This is a genomic window from Snodgrassella sp. W6238H11 (genome assembly GCF_016100525.1).
Classification (GTDB): Bacteria; Pseudomonadota; Gammaproteobacteria; order Burkholderiales; family Neisseriaceae; genus Snodgrassella; species Snodgrassella alvi.
In genome coordinates this window covers 324,952-350,295 of the sequence record NZ_JACFSH010000003.1, presented here as the reverse complement: position 1 = coordinate 350,295, position 25,344 = coordinate 324,952, and the positions used below count along the sequence as shown (strand labels likewise).

Below are 25,344 nucleotides of genomic sequence, written 5' to 3'. Positions count from 1 at the left end.
ATCCCCGCTATTTGCGGGGATAATTTTTTACCGTACTGATTTAAAGCTAAGCAAATGCTGACGCGTAGCCAGCCATGCGCCCAGCATACCCAATCCGCAGACTACCAGCATAATAGCCAGTATTTCCCATAGATTGAAAAAACGCCAGACAACATGCACGCCATACGGCTGCAAAATCGCACTGAGTAAAGGCTGGGTCTGATAATTAAGCCAGTAACACAAACCAATGCTGATTGCCGCAGCCAGCAGGCTCTGCCAGATAGCCAGATACAGAAATGGCCGGCGGATAAATGATGCCGGAGCGCCCAGCAGTTTGGTAATTTCGATTTCTTCCCGATGACTGAGAATTTGTAACCGGATAGTATTGTAAGCAACCAGAGCAAAAGCCAGACCCAGTGTAATGGCCAGAAACCACAACAACTGATGGATAAACTGATTAATCTGATACAGCGTCTGCATCCACTCAGCATCCATTTTTACGCTTTCAACCATAGGTAATTGTTCAAGCTGAGTCTGTAAGGCAGTCAGTTCTTCCGGCGAACCTGCCTGCGGTGTAACCGTGAATGCATCCGGCAGAGGGTTACTGTCAAGCATTGAAACCAAATCCTGATTACCCATGCTGCGCTGCAACTCTTCCAGCCCTTGCTGTTTACTCACAAATACTACTTTTTCAAGTTGTTTATTGGCCTTTAAGGCTTTTTCAACGGTATGATTATCATTGGCTGTGGCATTAATCTGCATATAAAGTGTCATGGTGGGCACTTCATTCATCTGCCCCAGTACCTGCTGACCGCTCTGTACACCCAGATACAGAGCCAGCGGTAAAGTCATGGCAATGGCCAGCATAAGTAAAATCAGCAGGGTTGCTACCGGCTGACGCAGTAATTGACGTAATGCCTTGCATGCTGCTTCTTTATGCAGAGAAATAAACTGGATCATGCGTATAACCTGCCTTCCTGTAAGCGGATAATACGGTGTCCGTAGTCTGCCATTAATGTTTCATCATGTGCTGCCACCATAATCGTAGTACCGGCCTCATGAAATGTTTTAAACAATTCCATAATATCCAGTGCATAGGCTCTGTCCAGATTGGCAGACGGTTCATCTGCAATCAGCAGGCTGGGCTGATGTACCACAGCACGCGCAATACACAACCGCTGCTGCTCGCCGCCGGACAAAGTAATCGGATCAGCCAGTTCACGTCCGCTCAGACCAACTTTTTCAATCGCTATCCACGCCCGCCGCTCAGCCTGTTTACGCTCATAACCGGTGATACGCAGAGGTAACATCACATTTTGCAACACATTGCGGTCAAATAATAATTTATGATCCTGAAAAACAATACCAATATGCTGACGCAAATAACCGAGCTGGTTATCGTTTAATCGCCCCAAATCCTGATTATTCAGCCAGACCTTGCCCTTAGTAGGTTTAACGATACCGCTGATCAGTTTAAGAATCGTTGACTTACCCGCACCGGAATGGCCTGCAATAAAAATCATTTCACCTTTGCTGATAGAAAAACTCAGGTTTTTCAGGGCAGTAAAACCGCCGGGATACGTTTTTGAAACCTGCTCAAAACGAATCATCTCTACATGTCCGTTTGTTATATGAATATTGATCAATTATACCGCAGCATACTGCCAAAGAAAGCCTGCACCTGTTCAGTATCTCCAGTTCGCGGTATGCTACCCTTTTCTAACTATATCTGTATGCAACCAAGGAAACTGCAATGCAACCGATTACCATGTATACCACCGGGGTATGCCCTTATTGCCAGATGGCCAAAGCATTACTCAAACAAAAAGGTGTAACCGATATCAATGAGATCCGGATTGATACGGATGCGCAAATCCGAGAGCAGATGATGCAGCGTACTGGCCGCCGGACTGTTCCGCAGATTTATATCGGTGAGGTACATGTCGGCGGCTTTGATGATTTGAATGCTTTGAATCAAGCAGGTAAACTAGACGCTCTGCTCGCAGGTTAAGCACGTACTATCTTTTTTCACTTTTCATCCGGTACAACCAGATGAAATCCGCAATATTAATTTTATTCCCTTGTTGAAAGAAAAGCATGAGCAAAAAAGAAAAAACACCAGAACAAACCTCACAACAACCGGTATTCAGTATTGAAAAAATTTATCTGAAAGATTTATCACTGGAAGTACCGCATGCGCCACAGATCTTTTTGGAAAGCGGAGAACCTCAAATTGAAATGCGTGTTACTTCTGCTTCTGAAAAACTGGAAGATGAATTTTATAATGTAACAGTAACTGTTACTGTTACTGCAAAAATGACTGAAGAACGTGTATTGTTTCTGAATGAAGTGGCACAAAGCGGTATCTTCCGCATTGCCAACATCCCGGATGAGGATGTAGAACTGCTGCTGGCTGTAGCTGCTCCGAATATTCTATTCCCTTATGCACGTGAAACTGTATCTAATACCATTACACGTTCCGGCTTCCCACCGGTAATGCTGGCTCCGATCAATTTCGAAGCTATGTATCAGGCTGAACAGGCTAACGCCGGCAATGCCTGATATAGAATTATAGACAAAAAGCTGCTTTATCCCGATGCAATATATACTTGCGGATAAAGCAGCTTTTTTATATCTGTTACGATGCAGCTACAGCATCACCGGTAACGACTTTGAAATACTCCGGCAGCCAGTATACCTACTACACATAAAGGCAGAATATAATACATTGCGCCAATCGGACTAAAACGGCTTAACCACTGCACCAGAGGCAAGGTTAAACCGCCGACAATAGCGTAAGCCACATTGTAGGAAAAAGAAATCCCTGTAAACCGTATAGCCGGCGGAAACATTCGTATCATGGCAGCTGAAACAATACCGGCCACACCAGCAGCCAGTCCCAGCAACAGGTACAGAATAAAAATCAGGCTATCACTGTATTTGCCCAGTGCCGGATAAAATAACGCTGTCATTACACCTGTAAACACAATTCCGCCTATTAGTACCCGTCCGGTACCCAGCCGATCAGCCAGCAAACCATAAATCACACAGCCCAGCATTTGCATCACAATAGCCATACTCTGCATTTCAAATGCTTGCGTACTGGAAAATCCGAAACTACCGGTTAATAACTGCGGCATAGCCAGCAAAATCACCACAATACAGCCAGTCAGAAACCAGGTAAGCAGCATGCCAATAGATACAGCAGTTTTATGTTTAGAAACCAGAACTTTAACTGGCATTTCCGTTACCAGCTCCTTGCGTTGCTGCATTGCTTTGAAAACCGGCGTTTCATGCAGATAGCTGCGTAAATATAGAGTCAGCAGCCCAAACAGCCCGCCAATAATAAAAGGTATGCGCCATGCTCCGTTCAAAATAGCTTCACTACTGAAAAGTTTTGCCATACCCAGCGCAATCAGAGAGCCCAGTAATATTCCCAGCGACAGCCCGCCTGTGAGAAAACCATTTGCCATACCAATACGTTTTTCAGGTACATGCTCAGACACAAAAGTCCAGGCTGCTGGAATTTCTCCGCCAATAGCCACACCCTGTATCATGCGTAATACTAATAGCAATATAGGAGCTGCATAGCCGATAGTAGCAAAAGTAGGCATCAGACCCAGACATAACGTAGGTAAAGCCATCATCATAATAGACAATGCAAACAAACGTTTGCGCCCGAATAAATCACCAAAATGCGCCATTACAATACCGCCCAGCGGACGAAACAGATAACCGGCAGCAAAAATTCCGTAAGTATTCAGCAGCGCCCAGAATGGATTTAAACCTGCCGGAAAAAACAGTTCAGACAGCACTTTGGCATAAAAAACATAAATGACAAAATCATAAAATTCCAGCGCCCCACCAAAGGATGACAGCATCAGCGTACGCACATCTTCCCGTGTTAACAGCTTTTGTTCAGCTGCAACATCCGCATTCCGGCTCTTCATGTAACTTTCTCAATTAAACAGATAAAAAAATTAAAAGCGGTTTATAACAGCCTAAGCCAACTTTTTCAAATTCACAGCCCTCACTACTTACATTCCATCTGATTATCAGACTGCTATCTTGCTTTTGGTTATAAAGAAACAAAAAAACAGTATTTCCGTACCCGCACCAGCATTGCTACATTAAAACATCGTCTAAAACCTATTTTCCGGCATGAATATATTCTGGCGCTACGGTCTGCTGACAGCAATAATTGCAGGTCTGACATCTTGCGATAACAACTCCGGCAGCAGAGCAACTCTGCTGAACGCTTCTTACGATGCTACACGTGAATTGTATCAGCACTATAATACCGATTTTGAAAACTACTGGTATCAGCAAACCGGTCAGAAAGTGCATATCCGCCAGTCCAACGGAGGTTCCGGTAAACAGGCTATTGCTGTACAGAATGGTCTTAAAGCCGATGTGGTCACACTGGCACTGGCCGGAGACATCAATGCTCTGAACCGTGGCAAAAAAACATTACTGCAACCGGACTGGCAGCAGCGTTTACCCCATAACAGCACCCCCTATACCTCTACTATTGTTTTTCTGGTGCGTAAGGGCAATCCCAAACATATCCGTGACTGGGGGGATCTGATTCATAACAATGTTCAGATTATCACACCTAATCCTAAAACATCCGGTGGTGCACGCTGGAATTTTCTGGCTGCATGGGCTTGGGCGAAGCATCAGCCAAACGGTAGTGATACCAGTGCTCAGGCATATCTGCAGGCTTTACTCCGGCATGTACCCATGATGGACACCGGAGCACGTGCCGCTACCATCACCTTTACCCACCGCCAGCTCGGCGATGTATTACTGGCATGGGAAAATGAAGCCAGACTGGCACTCAAGCAGTCTCCTGACGAATTTGAAATCGTCACACCGTCACTTTCAATTTTATGTGAACCACCGGTAGCCGTTGTTGACGGTAATGTTCTTACCCCAGATAAACGCCGGCTGGCCACTGCCTATCTGCAATATCTGTATAGCGACAGTGCCCAGCGTCTGATAGCACAAAGTTATTTCAGACCGGTGAATCCAAAAATCATGGCAGAATACCGGCACCAGTTTCCCAGCCTGCAACTGGTGACCATTGATAAAGAATTTGGTGGCTGGAAAGAAGCTCAACAACGCTTTTTCAGCGATGGCGGTATATTTGATCAGATTTATGCCAATCAGCAGCCGTAATCTGATACCATAGATATAAAATAGTCCAGACCTGTTATCAGGTATCCGGACTATTTACTTAAATCACAGAAATTTCTCTTTTCTGATTAATCATTTACACTAAAACTTTATCTGCATCCCAGAAATCTACTGCGGCATCTACCACCGGTTTAACAATACCGGTACGAATAGCAAAATCACCGAAATCCTCAGCATTATTACGCTCCTGTGCCCAGCGCGCAATCCAATCCTGCAAGATAGCCAGCACTTCATCAACTGTAATATTCTCGCGGAACAAACGCGGAATACGCGTACCAGCTCGGTTACCGCCAACGTACAGATTATAACGGCCGACTGCTTTGCCTATCAGCCCGATTTCGGCCAGTAACGCACGGCCGCAGTTATTCGGACAACCGGTTACCCGCAGAATAATATGCTCCTTAGACAAACCATATTGCGCCATAAGTGCATCGACCTGATCAATGAAACCGGATAAAAACCGTTCAGATTCAGCCATCGCCAGCGGACAGGTTGGAAAAGCCACACAGGCCATACTGTTTTTACGCTGTTCCGTGATTTCATCGTCAATGAGTTTATATTTACGGGCAATCCGTTCAATTTCATCCTTATCTTCAGCATGCACACCGGCAATAATCACATTCTGATTGGCTGTCAGGCGGAAATCGCCTTTATGAATTCTGGCTAATTCACGCATACCGGTTTTCAGCGGCCGGTCAGGATAGTCAAGTAAACGGCCGTTTTCAATAAATAAGGTCAGATGCCAGCGTTCGTCTTCCCCTTGTACCCAGCCAATGCGATCACCGCGTTCAGTGAGTTCATAAGGGCGGCTGGCAGCAAATTTAAAACCCTGCCGGCGCTCAACCTCCTCTTTAAATACTTCTGCGCCTACACGCTGCAAAGTGTAACGTGTACGTGCATTTTTGCGATCACTGCGATTACCCCAGTCGCGCTGGGTAGTAACCACAGCCTCAGCACAGCGTACAGCCTGCTCAACCGGAATAAAACCAAAATCCTTAGCGGTATTCGGGAACGTACGCTGATTACCATGATCAATAGACAGCCCGCCGCCTACCAGTACATTAAAACCAACAAGATGACCGCCCTCACCAATAGCGACAAAATTCAAATCATTGGCATGTAAATCCACATCATTCAGTGGCGGAATAACCAGAGCAGTTTTAAATTTACGTGGCAAATAAGTCTTACCGTTGATCGGTTCGACCGCATCATTACTCACACCATCTGACAATGGTGCAGCCGGTTCTGAACTAAGCACCTTTTCACCATCCAGCCAGATATCAGCATAAGCATGTGTTCGCGGCAGTAAATGCTCAGAAATCTTACACGCCCACTCATAGGCTTCACGATGCAAGCTGCTTTCAATCGGGTTACTGGTGCACAGCACATTACGATTAATATCACCGGCGGTAGCAATTGAATCCAGACCGAGCTGATGCAGCCACTGATGCATCGGTTTAATATCAGGTTTCAGCACGCCATGAAACTGAAAGGTCTGGCGTGTAGTCAGACGAATACTGCCATAAAGTGTATGTGCAGTAGCAAATTCATCAATTCCCAGCCATTGTTTCGGGGTAATAATTCCGCCGGGCAGACGGCAGCGCATCATTACATTTTTCAGCGGTTCCAGTCTGGCTGCCTGTCGCTGGGCACGGACATCGCGGTCATCCTGCTCGTACATACCATGAAAACGAATCAGCTGAAAATCATCACCATTAAACCCGCCGGTAATCCCGTCATGTAAATCGGCAGCAATCTGCCCGTATAAATAATTACTTTCACCTTTCAGCCGTTCATTGTCGGCCAATGGTGCATCTGGCATTTTGGCTCGCGGGTCATTATTCATTTACAGTATTCCTTAATATGGCATCTTGTTATAATTCATTCAAACCATTGTATAATTAATTGGCTTTCAGCCAAAAGAATACCGAGTTGTAATTAAAGAGATTTTAGTTATAACACCTCTGACAGCCGGCGCTCTCCGGCTGTATCTGACTATGCAGGAAATACCTATGCAACGAGGCATTTATCAGCACTATAAAGGCAGGCTTTATCAGGTTACCGGTACAGCACGCCACAGTGAAACCGAAGAAGAACTGGTTATTTACCAGTGCCTGTACGGCGATTATTCAACCTGGGTGCGTCCCAAAAGCATGTTTAATGAAACCATAAGCATTGACGGACAACCAGTGCCAAGATTTGCTTTAATACAGCCTCTTTAACCACTAAAACAAAAAAGCACTAACTATCCGTTAAAAGTGATAGTTAGTGCTTTCATTTAGTAGTAATAACTGTGTAAAATTTATTTACCGATACAAAAACGGCTGAATATAACGCCCAGCAAATCATCGGCACTGAATTCACCAGTAATCTCATTCAATGCATTCTGCGCCAGACGCAAATGCTCTGCAAACAATTCAATCTGATTTTCCTGACACATACTGGCATTTAACAGCTCCTCTTTAGCCTGTTCAAGCGCCTGAATGTGGCGTGTTCGTGCCAGAAAAAGCCCTTCACTTTCACCCTGCCAGCCTACCTGCTGCAATAAAGCCTGACGCAATAAGTCCAGCCCTTCACCGGTTCTGGCCGACAAAGCAATGACCTGACCGGCATCCGTGAATGCCCGCAATTTTCCCGTTTCACGTGAAACACAGCTGGCTGCTTCTCCTGTTAAATCAATCTTGTTGTGTACTTCGATTTTGTGCAAACTGGCCGGTAACTGCGCCAGAATTGCCGCAGTAGTGGCATTGAGTCCTTCACGCTGGTCAATCAATATCAGCGCTACATCTGCCTGCTGTACAGCCTGCTGACTGCGCTCAATACCAATACGTTCAACCACATCTTCTGTTTCACGCAGACCGGCTGTATCAATAATATGGACAGGTACCCCGTCCAGAGTAATCTGTTCCCTTACTGTATCCCTGGTTGTACCGGCGATATCAGTAACAATGGCTATATCGTCGCCAGCCAGTGCATTAAGCAGACTTGATTTACCTACATTAGGCGCACCCACCAGTACCACGTTCATTCCTTCACGCAGCAGTGCGCCCTGCTGTGCATGCTGTAATACCTTGTCCAGACGGTCACGTAACTGCTTAAGCTTGCCGCTTGCATCTGCGGCCTGAAGAAAATCGATGTCCTCCTCCGGAAAATCCAGAGTTGCCTCCACCAGCATACGCAAAGTAATCAGATCATCAACCAGCCGGTGAATTTCTTCAGAAAAAGCACCCTTCAAACTGCGTACCGCCATCCGTGCAGCCGACTGACTGGAAGCATCAATCAAATCAGCCACACTTTCAGCCTGTGCCAGATCCAGCTTATTATTTAAAAAGGCACGTTTAGTAAATTCACCTGGCTCTGCCAGCCGCGCACCCAGTTGCAAACAGCGCTGCAATAGCATCTGCAACACCACTGGTCCGCCATGCCCCTGCAACTCAATTACATCTTCACCGGTAAAGCTGGCCGGCTCTGCAAAATACAACAACAGACCATTATCAATAACCGTATTCTGCTCATCAACAAAATCGGTATACATCACTTTGCGCGGCACCGGTGTTTTTCCACCACTTAATTTTTGTGCCAGAGACAACAGATTTTTACCGGATAAACGTACTACGCCTACGCCACCACGTCCCGGAGCAGTCGCAATAGCAGCAATAGTCGGATTAGTTTCCATCATCAGAATCCCTGCTTATTAAAACAGTTCAGGCAGCCTGAAACAGCTGCCTGAGCAAAATCAGCGTGCAACAGCTTAATCATCAACCTGCAACAATTCCACATCAAAAATCAGTGTGGCATCAGGCGGAATCACACCACCCGCACCCCGGCCGCCATAAGCCATATGCGGCGGAATAGTCAGCTTGCGTTTACCGCCTACCTTCATACCATTAAATCCTTCATCCCAGCCGGCAATAACCATACCCGCACCCAGAGTAAATGTTAACGGCTGCTGACGGGTAACACTGGAATCAAACACCGTACCGTCTTCCAGCATACCAGTATAATGTACAGTAATTTCCTTACCCTTTTGAGCTTCCGTACCCGTACCCTGCTGCAAATCTTCAATCACCAGATCCATATTCATTCATCCTTGATTAATAAATTAGCGTACACTGTAACACAGACATTCAACCCATGCATGTTATTGTCCATAGCAGGCTTTTCAATTAACAGGAGATAATATGACTACCAGCGAAATCGTTTTTCTGGACCGTGCAACCCTGCCTGAATATCCGTTTAACTTCAAATTTCCTCATCACATTACCAGCTATAGCCATACCAACCCGGATGAAGTAGCCGGCCGGATTGCTCAGGCAAATATTGTTATATCCAATAAAGTGCGAATTAATGCTGAAGCTATTCGCAATAGTCCACAATTACAATTAATTGCGGTTCCGGCTACCGGTCTGGATCACATTGACCGGCAGACAGCACAACAACACAATGTCGGTATTCGTAATGTTCGCGGTTATGGAAACGATACGGTTGCCGAACATGCCATGATGCTGATTCTGGCACTGATGCGCCAGTTACCTGCTTATCAGCGCGATGTCGCTGCCGGCTTATGGGAAAACAGCCCTTTTTTCTGCCATTTCGGTGCACCTATACATGATTTGAACGGCAAAACACTGGGAATTTTCGGGAAGGGCGGTATCGGACAGGCTTTAGCTGCACGGGCGCAGGCATTCGGAATGCATGTTCTCTGGGGAGAACACAAAAACGCCAGCAGTTGCCGGGATGGCTATACCCCATTTACCCAGCTATTACAACAAGCTGATGTAGTTTCCCTGCATTGCCCGCTGAATGAACAAACCCGCAATATGATTGATGAAGCAGAATTAAAAATGATGAAGCCACAAGCCGTACTGATTAATGTCGGACGAGGTGGTCTGGTTGCAGAACAGCCACTGGTTGCGGCTTTGAAATATGGTCAGTTAGGCGGAGCAGGCGTAGATGTACTTAGCGAAGAACCACCGGTACATGGCAATCCGTTACTACGTGCTCACCTGCCTAACCTGATTATTACCCCGCATATAGCATGGGGCAGCGAAGAAGCCATACAGCGTATCTGTAGCATGCTGGAGGATAATATCAATACGTTTATGCAGGAAAATGCATAGGTATTAGCGAATTGGTCTGGCCATCAGTTCTGTCAGCAAGGCAGAATAGCTGGCCACCAAATCAGTATTATTCGGCAGGAAACGGGCAATCTGCTGTCGCTGGTCATATACGTAATGAGCAGCATTATAGGCATGGTCACTCATGGCGGCAAACAACTGTTTAGCACCTTCTTCCACGTTATTACCCTGATAATAATAGCCCAGATCTGAAATCAGTTCAGCATTATGAATCAAAGGGTAGCCCTGCCAGCACACTTCAAGATAGAAGTAATTAAGCGGATTTTCCCACTGGTGCGATATCACTGCATCCGTATTGGTTGCCAGAAATGTCGGCGTATCATAACGACCCAGAAATACTGACTTGCGATTTTTCACAATATCCAGCTGATTCATCAGCGCAATGAATTCCATGGATTTCTGAGCCATCGGTAAAGTATTACAAACCTGAAGAATATTAATGGCTTCAGGTTCAGTACGATAGGCCATTTCAGCAATCAGAATCGGATACAGGCAGAATTTAACCACATCTATATTCGGTTCCATTATCGACAAACGCCAGCCCTTACGGGATGTCGGAACCTGCCATAAACCCTGAAAAGGCATAGCGGCGGTTTTCTGAATCAGAAATACCGGACTCCACACAAAGGGTACAACACGCGCGTCATGGCGACGGAATACTTCAAAATATGCCTGACTGCAGTTTGCAACCTGCGGAATCATCCAGATATCATCATAGCGCTGATTAATAAACAGATTGGCGCCACCCATATTACGGGAAAACAAAATCGATTCCATCATATGGATATATTCAAAACCACAGCAATAAGAAATCAGGCGCACACCCCGGTCTTTGATATAGGCTGTTTGCTCCGCGCTAATCTGCCCGCCCAGCTCGATCAATACATCTATCTGATCCTTGGCCTCAAGAAAGCTTTTGGTCGGCCATATCTCCAAATCCCATGGCAAGCTTGATGTAACCGGTACGTCAGTTGTGTTTACCAGTACTACAGAATCTACATTAGGACAATTCTTCAATGCATCAGCAAGAAAAACAGCATTCTGTTTAATACCATTATTCCACAGAGTCTCCTTAGGATGACTCAGACCAATAGTAATCCCGATACGCAAGCGTGTGGGTGCAGCATCCTGACCATGGCTGGTAATTAAATTTGGATTATTAGATAAGTTCATAATTTCAATCGAAATGTTTTATTGCTGGCTGGTTTTATGTATACATTATACTAAAGAGTTAGCAAATTTAGTGTAATCTATGCCTTAAATAAAGATTCCAATGCCTCTGTATAACAGCGCACATTGTTTTCTGCTTCCGGATCAAGTGTTGCCAAAAAGGCTTTTGCACGTTCACGGTAACCGACAAGAATTTCATCATGCATTTTATATGCTTCTGCCAGTTTCTGCCCGCCTTCTTCGCAATCAAAATCATGATAACGGTATCCGCAATCGCCAATCAGATGCGAATTGTGGATTAGCGGGTAACCACCATACAAAGCTTCATAATAAAGATAGTTCTGTGCATTTTCCCACTGATGGCAGACAATTGCGTCACAATAGCGCGATACAACCTGCCAGATCGGATAACGGCCTTCAAACGATGTCAGACCGTGACGAATAATATTCAGACTCTGGGCAAACAGATTAAAAGCATTCTGCTCTTTCAGATTCATGGTATTACAGGCATAGATATGCTCAATAAAATCTGGATTCAGCCGATGTGCATTTTCGCAGACCAGCATAGGTATATAACTGGTTTTTACCATACACATATTTGGCTCAAACAAACCAATACGCCAGCGTCTGCGGCCGGGCTGATACTCAAATTTCTCACCTTCCGGCAGTTTTTCACAAGCCTTATTCAGAATAACCGGACTCCACAAATGCGGCATAATTCTTACCGGAGTACGGAAAGTACTGGCAAAATAGGGCATACAGGTTTTCTCGTACTCAGGTAATGTCCATACCTCATCATACGGGGCACCTGTAATCAGTAATGCAGATGGCTTATCAAACAGCATGCGTTCAATATCAATTACATAGTCATTACCTACCCGCATACTGACTACTCTGCCGCCCTGAGCCTTGAAACTTATCATCCATTCCTTGGCCAGCTGAGCACTCATTTCAATCATGACGTCCAGCTCGTTCAGAGCACTGGCCATGTCAATTACCGGTACTGGTGAATCCTTCAGAAAATTCATCGCATCCTGCATATCACCGTCACCGGAACCGGCAACCAGTACTACATTACTGACAACCGGTGATTTCTGTAACAGCATTGCCAGAAACAGACAATTCTGAAATATGCCGTTTTCCCAAAGCGACTGTGCTCCTTTACGCACATAAATCGAAACACCTACACGAAGTGAAGACACCGACGACATGAGTTAATTCCTTAATAATTCTGGACGATCAGCACACAGATTAGACAACAACTGTACATGAGCGGCGATATTGGCTTCAGTGAGAGGTGAAGTAGCTTTAAATAATGCCTGAGAAGCCTGACGCTGATTGCCCAGATTTTCTTCATGATGCTGCCAGGCAAAAATTAACTGTCTGCCCGCCTCTGCGGCATTAAAATCCGGATAATAATAGCCGGCACCAAACTCTTTTAACCATGGTGAATTATGAATCAATGGATAATCACCATACAGTGCATCCAGATACAAATAATTCTGATCATTGCACCATTGATGCGAAACCACTGCATTAGCATGCTGTGACATAAAACCGGCAATATCATGGCGGCCGTAAAAACAGGCTTTATGATCTTTTACCAGATTCAGTGAGTTGGCCAGATACAGCATCGTCAGATGATCTTTCATGTGCAGCGTATTGAGCACATGCATCATACCTATTGACTGTGGCTCTGCCCGGTAGGCCTCATCACAGGCCAGCATCGGGATGGATGAAGTTTTCACAACTGAAATATTGGGCTCGAAAATAGCCACATTCAACGGTGTTTTAACACCATCCTGCAGATTGCCGCGCCAGCCAAAATAGAAACCGTGCTCACTAATTTCCTGTTTGCGGCGGGATATAAACATCGGATCCCACAGATAGGGCGTAACATGTACCGGACAACGATACATTGTCCGCAACATCGGAATATAGTCCTTATCTTTAGGTAAAACCCATACTTCATCAGAACGGTCTACTGGCGGAAAACTGGTTGGTTTTTCAAAAACATTGAATTCTGCCAGACCTACATAAGGCTGACCAACACAATAAAATACCACTTTTTTACCACGTGCCCGCTGCAAAGCCAGCCATTGCGGATTTAATGCACCGGCCAGTTCTATAATGACATCAAAAGCATCTTCAGCTTCCTGTTCCGACAACAGTCGCAAGTCAAACAGACTTAAATCAATTTGTTCGGCCATTCCCGGCTGCCCACCCACATTAATCAGATCGACTGATTTAACAAACGGGATAGCCTTCAGGCTCTGAACCAAAAATATAATATTCTGACTCATACCATTTTCCCAGATATTCTGGTTGGCATGAGTAATAACAGAGATACCGATGCGCATATTAATCCGTATTTTAGTAAAAATGTAATTACTGATAAACAAATAAGACTTCCGGACTTCCACGGGAAGACCAGAAGTCTGCTTAATCAGGTTTTCTTACCACTTAAAGCCAAGTACAGAATTAACTGCGACCTCTTTACCTGTTGTGGAAACACCTGCACCCCATGTTATTTTGCCGTTTTTACTTGCTGCCTTATAGTTTACACCAATAGCACCATAGCCACGATATGCACCGACACCAACACCAACGGTCTGTTCACCACCATTCAGGGAAGGCAGATAAGCACCGGACAAGGCCATGGCCATTGCCGTTCCTGAATATGCACGGCGCTCAACACGGTGAACATTATCATTTATCTGGTTAACATATTCATTTATTCTGCTAACCTGATTATCAACACCTTTAAGCTGAGCCACGTTTACTGCATCAGTATCAGCCGTACCTGCCGCAACTCCGGTTATCTGACGATATACACCTTTCGATGCATCACCTACAGATACCGCACCCTCCGTACTCTTCGTTGCCCGGATCGCTGCTGCCTGCTGTGACGTTGCCGTTACCGGAATATAGCTTTCTATTCCGGCTGCCGTATTCGCTACTGAACCCGCACCAAGTGCTACGCCTCCGGTCTGTGTTACCTTAGCCTGACTACCCAGTGCCACAGCATTGGCTGACGGAGCACTTGCAGAATCACCGATTGCAACTGCCGATGTTCCGCTGGCCATAGCTGCTCCGCCTACTGCGATAGAATCAGCACCCTGTGCAACTGAGGTTGCTTTTGCAGAATTACTTTTCACAAACTTAGTACCGTAATTCCTCAAATTTGCCAGTGCATCATCTACATTATCTGCCGATACCACACCTCCTGTCGGTGTAATACTATCGTATTTTGGCGGCTCAATACTGTTTGCACTCGGCTGGTAGGAAGTACCCAGACTAGACGCTGCGGTAGAAATCTGATTGGCTATACCTGTACTGATTGCCGTTGACAGACTGGCCAGTTCAGCATCTGAAACATTCCCCGTCGGCAGAGCATCTACTTTAGTTGACAGAGTACTCAGGCTGCTTTGTACCGTCCACAACTGACCGGCATTAACCGCATCAAGAGAACCTTGAGCTATATTACCGGCTGCAATATTGGTAATCCGCTGTGCAGTACCATTATAACCAGCATCATAAAACCCTGTATTGTTACCTGTACCATCATCTTTCCATTGCAATGCATTTTTGGTCAGATTAGCTACGTTAGTAATAACATTACTTGTTGATAATTCATCCAGAGTTTTGTTTAATGAATTCACTATATCCGATGTAGATGTTGACAGAGCAGACAGATCGGTTTGCACTGTGTAAAGCTGTCCGCCGGTTACTGCTTCATGCGAACCCGCTGCAATCTCACCATCTTTCACGTTATAGATCTTACCTAAACCTGGATCACGGGTCAGATTGTTTGGTCTTCCTGCATCAAATCCGCCTTTATCATCATTCCATTTCAGTACTTTCTCTTTCAGATCTGTCACATCGTTCTGAGTTGTACTTGCAACAGTTGATAAGCTGCTCAGACTGCTGCTGGTGATGTTTGTCAGCTGTTGCAGATTGTCTGTTGCCGTACTCAGGCTGTGTGACAGACTTTCATAGCCGGTAGACAGGGAGCTGCTTATAGTGCTGATTCCATTAATAACAGTGGATGAAACTACTGTCGACAGACTGCTCAGCCCTGTTGATGTTGAGCTGGACAGGTTAAAGAACTGGCTGCCGTTCACTGCCTCTGTAGAATCAGCTGCTATTCTGCCTGCTGCTACATTGGTAATCCGCTGCGCTGTACCATTACGGACGGCATCATAAGCGTTCAGTGTGCTGTTCCACTGCAATGCATTCTGCTGCAAGGTAGTCAGATTCTGATTCGTACTGTTCAGACTGGCTGTCAGATTGTTCAGACCGGTAGTCGTAGACTCTGACAAACTGCTCAGACCGGTGCTGATACTGTTCAGTCCTGTTTGAGTTTCTGTGGACAGTGACTCCAGACTTCTATTTACATTATCCAGAGAAGATGAGGTAACACTGCTCAGGCTGCTCAGACCAGTACTGATGCTGCCCAGACCTGTCTGAGTCAGCGTTGACAGTCTGAACATCTGCGTACCGTTAATAACATCAGATGAAGTTGCACTGATATCTCCAGCAGCTATACCAGTCAGTTTCTGCTCTTTATCTTCGCGTCTTGCATCAAAATCACCGCTTACCCGGTTTCTTTGCAATGCATCTTTCTGCAGATTGCCTACATTAATATTAGTTTTATCCAGACTGGTTGACAGACTAGTCACATTTTTATTCACAGTGTTCAGATTATCACCAGTAATAGTAGACAAACTGCTTAACTGATCGTTGGTTACTGTGCTCAGACTGGTTGACAGACTGTTCAGCCCTGTTGATGTTGAACCTGACAGGTTAAAGAACTGGCTGCCGTTCACTGCATCAGTAGAATCAACTGCTATTCTGCCTGCCGCAACGTTAGTAATTTTCTGTACAGTATTACTTCTACCGGCATCATACGCAGTGCCATTCCACTGCAATGCATTCTGCTGCAAGGTAGTCAGATTCTGATTCGTACTGCTCAGACTGGCTGTCAGATTGTTCAGGCCGGTAGTCGTAGACTGTGACAAACTGCTCAGACCGGTGCTGACACTGCTCAGTCCTGTATGAGTTTCTGTGGACAGTGACTCCAGACTTCTATTTACATTATTCAGAGCAGATGAGGTAACACTGCTCAGGCTGCTCAGACCAGTACTGCTGCTGCTCAGACCTGTCTGAGTCAGCGTTGACAGACTGTACATCTGCGCACCGTTAACCGCATCACTTGATGTATCGCTGATGTCCCCGCCGGCAATTCCGGTCAGTGTCTGCGCACGACCGCCACGGGTTGCATCATAGGCACTAATTGTACTGTTCCATTGCAATGCATCTTTCTGCAGATTGCCTACATTAGTATTAGTATCATTCAGACTGGATGACAGACTGGACACGTTTTGATTCACAGTGTTCAGATTATCACCAATAATAGTAGACAGACTGCCTAACTGATTGTCGGTTACTTTACTCAGATTGGTTGACAGACTGCTCAGTCCTGTTGATGCTGAGCTGGACAGACTGAATAGCTGACCACCGTTTACTGCATCTGTAGAATCCAATGCTATATTGCCTGCTGCTACATTGGTAATCCGCTGCGCCGTACCATTATGACCGGCATCATAAGCAGTCAGTGTGCTGTTCCACTGCAATGCATTCTGCTGCAAGGTAATCAGATTCTGATTCGCACTGCTCAGACTGGCTGACAGATTGTTCAGACCGGTAGTCGCAGACTCTGACAAACTGCTCAGACCGGTGCTGACACTGTTCAGTCCTGCTACAGTTACCGTAGACAGACTATACAGCTGTCCGCCGTTAACCGCTTCTGTGGATACTGCACTCACTGCTCCTGCTGCCACACCACTCAGAACTTTGGCACTGCCGTTTCGGCTGGCATCATAAACACCTTTGTCTGCGTTCCACTGCAAGGCATTAGTCTGCAATGCGGATACGCTGCTGCTGGTATCTTTCAGACCTTTGTCCAGAGACTGCAGGCTGTTAGCTGTAGAAGTAGTCAGTGTGTCCAGACTGGTGCTAATGCTCTGTATACTGCCTGAAGTACTGGATGTTAGCTGAGTCAGTTTATCGCTGGTGCTGTTCAGGCTGTCTTTCAGATTTTTCAGGTCTGTGTTTGTTGCTGTGGACAATGAACCTAAACCTAAATTGGTTTTATTCAGGTTTTCAGTCAGTTTATTGACACTGTCAGCAGTACCGGTTGACAAACTGTACATCTGCGCACCGTTAACTGCATCTGTAGAATTTGCCGCTATCGAACCTGCTGCTACCTGTGTAATCTTCTGAGCATTACCGGTACCATGATCAGCCTTGTAATTACCGTTTACTTTATCCCATTGCAGTGCATCAGTCTGCAATGCAGTAACCTTTTCAGTAACAGTATTCAGTCCGGTTGACAAACTGGATACGTTTTGATTCACCGTGCTCAGACTATTACTAATAATAGTAGACAGACTGTTTAACTGATTGTTGGTTACTGTGCTCAGACTGGTTGACAGATTGTTCAGCCCTGTTGATGCTGAGCCGGACAGTTGGAAGAACTGGCTGCCATTAATAGCATCGCTTGAATCCGGCGCTACATTACCGGCAGCTACGTTGGTAATTCTTTGTGCATTACCAGTTCCATGATTTGCACTATACGCACCGGCTTCTTCATTCCATTGCAGTGCATTCTGCTTGAGTGTATTTACACCCTTGTTAACAGTATTTAATGAATTAGTTAATTCTTCAGCAGATTCTGCAATATTTGAAGTCAGGTTATTCAGATTATTATCAAATTCTGTAGACAGCTTATTGATACTATTGTCTATACTGTCAGACTGAGCGCTCAGGCTTGTATTTATACCGTCAGCCAGATTCGACACAGTAGTTGAATTACCAGTGGACAAGCTGTCTAAACTTATCGAAGTACTAGTGGAAAATTCATTGAAATTGTTCGAAATATCTTTTGATAACGTATCATATTGACTAGAAAGTGAAGCAGAGGAACTATCTACTGAATCTTGTATTGTACTTAAACTTAAATTCATTGAGGAGGCTACGTTGACCAGGTTATCTTTAGACACCGTGGACAGGCTAAACAGTTGAGCACCAGTAATAGCATCTGACGAATTTAATTCTACCCGACCATCGGCAACCTGAGTAATTTTTGCCGGTTTGCCAGTTACAGAACTTGCATCATATGCAGAAATACTCTTGTTCCATTGTAACGCATTCTGTTGTAATTTACTTACTTCTCCATCAATACTGGCAACACTGCTAGAAAGGCTTCCAACACCTTTATCAATTAAACTGTTTAATGTAGTTGAAAAACTATCAAAACTAGTACTGAAACTATAACTCAGTGCATCCAAATGGCTGCCGGTTGTATATAACTGATCGCCGGTAATGGCATCGGTTGAACCGGCATATACATCACCTTTACCAGCATTCTTGATAAAATTTTTATCATTTTCTTTGCCATGGCTGGCATCATATGAACCATCTTTCCACTGTAATGCATTTTCACTGAGAACAGCGAGATCACTGTCAGCCGAGCTTAGTACTGAAGAGGTAATTGAAGAGAGACTTGTAATATCACTTTCAATGCGGTCTCTGCTCTGCTCCAGAGCAGACAAATTGGAAGTGGTTAAATTATTCAGTGAGTCAGATAAACTACTGATACCAGAACTCAAACTATCAGATACACCTGTCAGTTTGCTTTCCAGAACGGTAATATTACTTTGGGTACCGAATAGCTGTGCACCCGTTACCGCGTCTGATGAATCTTCTTTCAGACTACCTGCTGCCACATGAGTAATGATGTTTTTATCATCTTTTGTACCATGATGGGCATTATAAGCACTATCTTTCCATTGCAAAGCATTATCCTGCAAATTGGAAATACCAGTATTAATACTGTTCAGATCGGTTTCAGTAGTTGTAGACAAACTTGACAGACTGCCAGCAGTTTTTTCAAGTTTTTCAGTTAAAGCAGCTATATTTTTATCAAAAATATCATGGGAACTGGTTAAACGGGTTACACCGTCATCTACTTCTTTTTTCAGATCACTGATAGCTACATTAGTATTATAGAGCTGATTACCTGTGACTGCATCTTTTGATCCTTTTGCAAGCAGACCATCGGCAACATTGGTAATATTTTTCTTTTCACTTTCAGCACCATAGCCGGCATTATAGGCATTGCCTTTCCACTGCAATGCATTCTGTTTCAGATCTGAAATACCATCATTTATATTACCCAGAGCTAGTGCAGCTGATGAAGACAGACTTTCAAGACCGGAAAAAGAAGAATTGCCCAGAGCTGTAGATAAGCTGTTTAAACTGTTTTGAGTTGCACTTTGATAATCTTTTACTTTATCGTCAAATGATGTAGAAAGCGAATTTAGCTTCGTATTAGTAGTAAACAACTGAGCACCAACTACTGCATCATGTGAATTTTTCTGCAAATCACCTTTTGCTACATTAGTAATGGCTCCTTTACTATTTTCAACAGAGGCATCATAAGCACTACCGTTCCATAGTAATGCATTTTGCTTTATCTTTGAAAGACTGGTATTAATATTATTTAAACCGGAATTAATACTTGTAGAGAAAGAATCTTTCCGGGTAATCAGGTCTTTTTCCCAGTCAGATGAATATTGATCCACGATAGAAGAAATGGAACCGGATAATTTCTGCAGACTGGTACTAAGACCGTCAGATAAAGTTTTAATACTGGTATTGGTTCTGGCTAACTGATCACCTATTACTGCATCGGTTGATTTATCATATAAGTTACCCTGATCCACATTGGTGATTTTGTTTTTACCGCCTACCTGACCATGACTGGCATCATAAGAACTACCGTTCCATTGCAGCGCAGTCTGTTTCAAGTCTTCAATACCAGAATCTACTGACTGTATATTAGAATTTATATCACTGCCCAGTTTATTGATACCTGTAGCAATAGAATTGCCCAGAATAGTCTTTTGATTATTCAGATTATCGTTAATGCTATTGGATTTCTTATCCAGATCATTAACTGATGATGTACTCAGCGTTGCGATATTAGATTTAGTTGTAAATAACTGTTTACCGGTTACAGCATCCGTTGAACCGGAAACCAATCTGCCCTCAGCAACATTGGTAATTTTTTCCGCTCCAGCAGACGTATTATGACTGGCATCATAAGCTCCGGCTTTGTCATTCCATAGTAACAGATTCTGTTTTAATCCCGCTATTTCCTGATTAACTCCATTCAGACCATTCGTAATTTCACTTTCCAGTTTTTTGATTGAATCTGCAGATAAGCCTTGTAAGTCTGCATATACTTTATTAATACTTTTATCTCTGGAAGTAATGAAACGGCTGACCTGACTACCTGTTAATGCATCAGTTGAACCCGGGGCAAGATTACCATCAAGAGCAGAAACGTTGGTAATTTTCTGATTTCCTTTAATATCATGGGTAGCACTGTATCCATTATCTTTGTCCCACAGTAAAGCATTACTCTGCAAAGAACTGATACTTGTATTAATACCATTTACCAAGTCCGTCCTTGTTTTTTCGGTATTTTCAGAGTACTGATCTAACGAGTTGGAAAATGCTTTAAATCCGGCATTAGTTGAAGTAATTAAGCTACTCAGAGAAAAATTCGTTGAAGACAGCTGCTTTCCAACAACAGCATCTGTTGAGGCGCTATTCAGCGCAGCTTCAGCCACACCGGTAATTTTCTGTTTTATTTCAGCACGTTCAGCATTAAATTTGTTTCCGTCAAGCGTCAACATCTGTTGCTGTAATAATGAGATACTCTTATTAATCCCATCAACAGAACTCAGCGCATTTGTCGAAAGTGTACTTACTTTGTCAGTTATAGCAGTATCCAGATTATAATACTGTCCGCCGGTTACCGCATCGGTTGAATCCGGACTGGTAATATTGCCTTCAAGAACATTAGTAATTTTCTGCCTGCCATCTGTAGTACTATCTGTATTACCATGCTTTGCACTGTAAGCTTTAGCAATATCGTCCCATTGCAGTGCATTAGCCTGCAGAGAAGAAACTTTATCTCTGTTTACATTAAGACTTGCTGATAAGTCACTCAGGCTCGAACTAACTGACACAGATATTGAACCGGATAAGCTGCTGAAATTAGTGTTAACATCAGTGGACAGACTGTCAATCCTGGAATTGGTGGTATATAACTGACCACCATTAACCATATCCATTGAATTCTTCTGACTCAGGTCCGCCGGAGCAACACCGGTTATTTTTTGAGCCAGATTATCACGCGTGGCATGGTACATACCATCTGCGCCGTATAATATTGTACTTTCCTGCAAATTACTGATTGCAGTAGAGGCAGAAGAAGATAATACCTGCAGATTATTACTTAAAGTTTGTAAACTATTAGTAGTGACTGTTGATAATGATTCCAGTTTTCCATTTATTATACCGGATAAAGTACTAAGACTACTGCTGGCTGAAGTCGAAATACTGCTGCGCTGTTCAGAAAGAGTATTCCATCCGGCAGAAATAGATGAAGACAGATTTATCAGTTTAGTATTTGTAGTATATAGTTGTCCTCCGGTTATTGCATCGTCAGAATTTTCACTTATATCACCTGCTTCTGCATTACTGATTTTTTGCGGAGTCTTGTTAGTATCTTCCTGATATTTACCTGCGGTCTCATTAAACAAAAGAGCATTACGTGTTATGCGGCTCAAACCTGTAGAAATAGAAGTAGTCAGAGTATCCAGCTTAGTATTAGTGTCCGATATTGCCAAATCTGTATCTAATGCCAGTTTGTCAACCTGAATATTATTATTGGTAGTACTATCCTTCACATCATTAGTTACTTTAGTAACTAATGAGTTAACTTCACTTAATTGTCCGCCGGTTACAGCATCTGAGGAACTTGCACTGTCTGCATCACCTCTGGCAACACCGGTTATTTTTGTTTCATCTTTAGATTTAAAAGTTTTACTTTTATCAGGTTCTTCAGTCCACTCAAGTATAACCGATCTTAAATTGCTGATATCTTTAGAAAGAGACTGATTAAAAACAGTCATCTGAGCATCTATTTTCGGTGCTTTATCACTTGTAGTCGATGAAACTTCATCAGCTCCGGAGTTAAGTTTAGTAACACCATCGCTTATACTTGACGATAACAGACTGATCTGAGAATTAGTTTTGTTTAAAAGACCACCATTAATCAAATATGTAGATCCGTCAGTAACTACAGAATCATCTGCTTCCACATTGATTATTTTATTTTGAGTTCTCCCATCATCAGAACCAACATTATAAAAACCTCCGAGATTATCATCTTTCTTATACTGTAAAGTATTCTGCTGTAATAACTTGATACCGTCAGAAGTTGACAGACTTAAATCAGCAATATTTTTATCCAGTCTGTTGAGTTGTCCATTCTCTCCTAATGCCGTCACCGAGAGAGAATTGATCTTTGAATTCAGATCCGTTAGTTTACTATCTACTGAAGTTGAAAGGGTATCGATTGAATTGCCAACAGAAACCAGATTATTATTAAAAGTTTCTGATTCGGTATTCAAACTGCTTAAGGCATAAGAATGTAAACTCTTCAACTGAGCAACATTGACTGCATCAGTATAGTCAGAACCGGCGGCTACACCTGTTATCTGCCGGGTAATGTTCTTATCATCAGAGGTATTAGAGGTATTTCCTACTGCTACTGCACCGGTAGTGCTTTTCCATGTATTTGCACCAGTAACCTTGCTTTGCCATGCGCTATCAGCAGATGCATTTTCATTCGGATTGTAACCGGCAACATTTCCTGCAGTATTTGCAAAAGAATCTTTACCCAGAGCAACAGCTCCGGCTTCTGTAGCTTTGGCACTGTTACCAATAGCAATCGCACTTTCACCACTGACATAGGTACTGTTACCCAGAGCAATAGCATTATCAGCAGTAACAATAGTATTATTACCAATTACCGTAGCGCCGTTACCGGGAAGCGGTTTAGTTGCATTGGCAACACCAATCTGATTACTATTACCAATTACATGAACACCATCAAGGGCTTCATAAATTTTATTTTTGTTACCAAATAATGATGTATTGGCGGCAGAAATACCACCAGTATCTGTTGTACCGGTATTTTTATTACCTATAGAAAGTGTGCGGTTACCGGTGATTATGGTATTACCGCCGGACTTACCACTCTGAGTACCGTCTACAGCGGCATAAGTAGAGGCGGTTTCAGAATTGCCTATAGCAATTGACCCTTCACCTGAAACTTTATTACCTGAACCAATACTGATACTTTCTTTCCCGTCTGCAAAGCTGTCATTACCAATAGCAACTGCAGAATCCACAGAAGCCTGAGCATTAACCCCTACAGCAACAGTACCATCGGCTACAGCATTTGACTGTAAACCGAAAGCAACACTTCCAACTCCTGCAGAGTTAGCTACAGAACCTAATGCGACACCGGATACTCCTGCAGCCTGAGAAGAAACACCTATAGCGTTAGATGCCCGACCCGAAGCATATGCTGCTACGCCAAATGCCTGAGCTCCACCGGCCGTAGCAGTAGCATTAGCATTAAATGCTAAGGATTGATTTCCTGTAGTATAAGCATTACAGCCATAAGCAAAAGAACCTATACCAAAAGCCTTTATATATGTGATCGTGTAGCCACCAGTAAGTCGGTTCTGGTATCCAGAACCAGGTGTAAGCTTACCATCCTGATCTTTACCCTGTGTTACTTGCCCTGTACCACTAGCTTGTGTCCAGCTTTCAACCCGTTCGGTTGTACCATAAGGGTTGTAAGAAGTTTTATTATCTGAAAACGCTGTATTCTTTGCAAAGCGTAAATACTCTTCTAAAGCAGAAATAGATTTTGATGCAGCCGCTGAATTACCCTGAGTACTACCCCGGCCGCTTACATTATCAGCACCGCAATAGTCAAAGTCATCACCCTCAATAGCTGTAGTGTTGACATTTTGATAACCATCATAGGCAGAGTTAATGGTAGCTCCCCCCATTAAAGAGTGAGTCCCTGAGCCTGCATAGCTATTAGGTGCCAGTAAAGCAAAATTAACTAGAGATGTCAGTAAACCAGCTTTGAACGCATTACTACAAATTTTACCCAATACAGGCGATTCATTATTTCCACAGGAAACAGTATTTGCCTTAGTTTTACTTTTAGCTAATTCAGAAGCAGCCACCCATGTCTGCGTGGATTCATTCCATATCGCACGATATATTTTATTCAATTGGTTAACTCCTAATTTTTTAAAATCATGCGTTTATCAAAAAACCAAAAAAAATTTAAAAAACGTTAAAATTAAAGTTAAATTATTAAGTAATATAACATAAATATTTGTATAAATGTGGTAAAACAAACAGGCGTTTCAAAGAAGATTATTTGAAGCTGAATAAAATATTTTTAAAAATTTTTTTTATAAAAACAGTAGATTATATATAATCTTTTTATAAAATTTTGCGATTATAAGGGATAAATACTATTTATTTACCTATTATTAAATGTATTATAAAAGCCACAACAGGATATTAAAATAAATTTTACTTATTGATAATTCTTGTAAATAAGATTGGAGCATTATTGCTTAATTTGTTTAGAAAAATAAGATAAAAAGCTTAAATTAAATTTTGACAGATTTTGTATCATTTATCAGTATTTTTGCAGATACTGAATATTCTATTGGTATTTTATGAAATTATTTAACTACATAATGTAGAATTATAGCGGTATATCTGAATTTTAAATATTCCGTTTATATTTTCTGTAATAGTAAGAATCAAATTTATTAAAAATAATAAAAATTTACATTAAAATTATGAATAATAAATCAGTAAGTATTAATAGCAGTAG

Annotated in this window: 15 protein-coding genes; 5 read left to right on the top strand and 10 right to left on the bottom strand. The window is 43.2% G+C overall.

Going from position 1 to position 25,344, the window contains the following annotated elements; all coding sequences use genetic code 11:
- Positions 1-27 precede the first annotated feature (27 nt).
- A complete protein-coding gene (gene ftsX, locus H3V00_RS07940) occupies positions 28-945 on the bottom strand; it encodes a permease-like cell division protein FtsX (RefSeq protein WP_025329680.1) in 918 nt (305 codons plus the stop codon).
- Positions 936-1,589, bottom strand: a complete 654-nt coding sequence (gene ftsE / locus H3V00_RS07935; protein WP_198207454.1) for a cell division ATP-binding protein FtsE — start codon at positions 1,587-1,589, stop codon at positions 936-938. Before ftsE ends, ftsX begins: the two co-directional genes overlap by 10 nt.
- Before the next feature lie 143 nt (positions 1,590-1,732).
- Between ftsE and grxC the strand changes: the two genes are divergently transcribed.
- Entirely contained in the window at positions 1,733-1,990 is a 258-nt protein-coding gene (gene grxC, locus H3V00_RS07930) for a glutaredoxin 3 (protein ID WP_025329678.1), read from the top strand.
- Positions 1,991-2,076: 86 nt separating this feature from the next.
- Positions 2,077-2,541 (top strand): protein-export chaperone SecB, encoded by a 465-nt coding sequence (gene secB, locus H3V00_RS07925; RefSeq protein WP_025329677.1) that lies wholly within the window; start codon positions 2,077-2,079, stop codon positions 2,539-2,541.
- Between the two features lie 95 nt (positions 2,542-2,636).
- Here the strand turns inward: secB and H3V00_RS07920 are convergent, their stop codons facing one another.
- The gene (locus H3V00_RS07920; RefSeq protein WP_025329676.1) at positions 2,637-3,929 is read right to left on the bottom strand and encodes an MFS transporter; all 1,293 of its coding nucleotides are present in this window, start codon (positions 3,927-3,929) and stop codon (positions 2,637-2,639) included.
- A 211-nt stretch (positions 3,930-4,140) separates the two neighbouring features.
- On the opposite strand from H3V00_RS07920, the gene H3V00_RS07915 reads away from it, so the two are divergent.
- Positions 4,141-5,160 carry a sulfate ABC transporter substrate-binding protein gene (locus tag H3V00_RS07915; protein WP_198207452.1) on the top strand — a complete coding sequence of 340 codons (1,020 nt, stop codon included), beginning with the start codon at positions 4,141-4,143 and terminating at the stop codon, positions 5,158-5,160.
- Positions 5,161-5,254: 94 nt separating this feature from the next.
- Here H3V00_RS07915 and cysI read toward each other — a convergent pair whose 3' ends face one another.
- The gene (gene cysI / locus H3V00_RS07910; protein ID WP_198207450.1) at positions 5,255-7,024 is read right to left on the bottom strand and encodes an assimilatory sulfite reductase (NADPH) hemoprotein subunit; all 1,770 of its coding nucleotides are present in this window, start codon (positions 7,022-7,024) and stop codon (positions 5,255-5,257) included.
- A 166-nt stretch (positions 7,025-7,190) separates the two neighbouring features.
- On the opposite strand from cysI, the gene H3V00_RS07905 reads away from it, so the two are divergent.
- The gene (locus H3V00_RS07905; protein WP_370524714.1) at positions 7,191-7,400 is read left to right on the top strand and encodes a DUF1653 domain-containing protein; all 210 of its coding nucleotides are present in this window, start codon (positions 7,191-7,193) and stop codon (positions 7,398-7,400) included.
- 80 nt (positions 7,401-7,480) lie between these two features.
- Here H3V00_RS07905 and mnmE read toward each other — a convergent pair whose 3' ends face one another.
- Positions 7,481-8,857, bottom strand: a complete 1,377-nt coding sequence (mnmE, locus tag H3V00_RS07900; protein WP_037392421.1) for a tRNA uridine-5-carboxymethylaminomethyl(34) synthesis GTPase MnmE — start codon at positions 8,855-8,857, stop codon at positions 7,481-7,483.
- Positions 8,858-8,929: 72 nt separating this feature from the next.
- Positions 8,930-9,256, bottom strand: a complete 327-nt coding sequence (locus H3V00_RS07895; protein ID WP_198207439.1) for an FKBP-type peptidyl-prolyl cis-trans isomerase — start codon at positions 9,254-9,256, stop codon at positions 8,930-8,932.
- A 103-nt stretch (positions 9,257-9,359) separates the two neighbouring features.
- On the opposite strand from H3V00_RS07895, the gene H3V00_RS07890 reads away from it, so the two are divergent.
- Positions 9,360-10,298 carry a D-2-hydroxyacid dehydrogenase gene (locus tag H3V00_RS07890; protein WP_198207437.1) on the top strand — a complete coding sequence of 313 codons (939 nt, stop codon included), beginning with the start codon at positions 9,360-9,362 and terminating at the stop codon, positions 10,296-10,298.
- A 3-nt stretch (positions 10,299-10,301) separates the two neighbouring features.
- Here the strand turns inward: H3V00_RS07890 and H3V00_RS07885 are convergent, their stop codons facing one another.
- The 4 genes from H3V00_RS07885 to H3V00_RS07870 all read right to left on the bottom strand — a co-directional run bounded on the left by H3V00_RS07885 (position 10,302) and on the right by H3V00_RS07870 (position 24,724).
- On the bottom strand, positions 10,302-11,489 hold the full coding sequence (locus H3V00_RS07885; protein ID WP_025329669.1) for a DUF2827 domain-containing protein: 1,188 nt from the start codon (positions 11,487-11,489) through the stop codon (positions 10,302-10,304).
- Between the two features lie 77 nt (positions 11,490-11,566).
- On the bottom strand, positions 11,567-12,697 hold the full coding sequence (locus tag H3V00_RS07880; RefSeq protein ID WP_096766006.1) for a DUF2827 domain-containing protein: 1,131 nt from the start codon (positions 12,695-12,697) through the stop codon (positions 11,567-11,569).
- A 3-nt stretch (positions 12,698-12,700) separates the two neighbouring features.
- Positions 12,701-13,846 carry a DUF2827 domain-containing protein gene (locus tag H3V00_RS07875; protein WP_084562375.1) on the bottom strand — a complete coding sequence of 382 codons (1,146 nt, stop codon included), beginning with the start codon at positions 13,844-13,846 and terminating at the stop codon, positions 12,701-12,703.
- A gap of 96 nt (positions 13,847-13,942) precedes the next feature.
- Positions 13,943-24,724 carry an ESPR-type extended signal peptide-containing protein gene (locus H3V00_RS07870; protein ID WP_198207435.1) on the bottom strand — a complete coding sequence of 3,594 codons (10,782 nt, stop codon included), beginning with the start codon at positions 24,722-24,724 and terminating at the stop codon, positions 13,943-13,945.
- Between the last annotated feature and the right edge of the window lie 620 nt (positions 24,725-25,344).

Coding starts and splice junctions, on each gene's coding strand:
- H3V00_RS07905 (WP_370524714.1), top strand. CDS start 7,191: ATGCAACGAGGCATTTATCAGCACTATAAAGGCAGGCTTTATCAGGTT.
- H3V00_RS07875 (WP_084562375.1), bottom strand. CDS start 13,846: ATGCGCATCGGTATCTCTGTTATTACTCATGCCAACCAGAATATCTGG.
- H3V00_RS07895 (WP_198207439.1), bottom strand. CDS start 9,256: ATGGATCTGGTGATTGAAGATTTGCAGCAGGGTACGGGTACGGAAGCT.
- H3V00_RS07890 (WP_198207437.1), top strand. CDS start 9,360: ATGACTACCAGCGAAATCGTTTTTCTGGACCGTGCAACCCTGCCTGAA.
- secB (WP_025329677.1), top strand. CDS start 2,077: ATGAGCAAAAAAGAAAAAACACCAGAACAAACCTCACAACAACCGGTA.
- cysI (WP_198207450.1), bottom strand. CDS start 7,024: ATGAATAATGACCCGCGAGCCAAAATGCCAGATGCACCATTGGCCGAC.
- mnmE (WP_037392421.1), bottom strand. CDS start 8,857: ATGATGGAAACTAATCCGACTATTGCTGCTATTGCGACTGCTCCGGGA.
- H3V00_RS07915 (WP_198207452.1), top strand. CDS start 4,141: ATGAATATATTCTGGCGCTACGGTCTGCTGACAGCAATAATTGCAGGT.
- grxC (WP_025329678.1), top strand. CDS start 1,733: ATGCAACCGATTACCATGTATACCACCGGGGTATGCCCTTATTGCCAG.
- ftsE (WP_198207454.1), bottom strand. CDS start 1,589: ATGATTCGTTTTGAGCAGGTTTCAAAAACGTATCCCGGCGGTTTTACT.
- H3V00_RS07920 (WP_025329676.1), bottom strand. CDS start 3,929: ATGAAGAGCCGGAATGCGGATGTTGCAGCTGAACAAAAGCTGTTAACA.
- H3V00_RS07885 (WP_025329669.1), bottom strand. CDS start 11,489: ATGAACTTATCTAATAATCCAAATTTAATTACCAGCCATGGTCAGGAT.
- H3V00_RS07880 (WP_096766006.1), bottom strand. CDS start 12,697: ATGTCGTCGGTGTCTTCACTTCGTGTAGGTGTTTCGATTTATGTGCGT.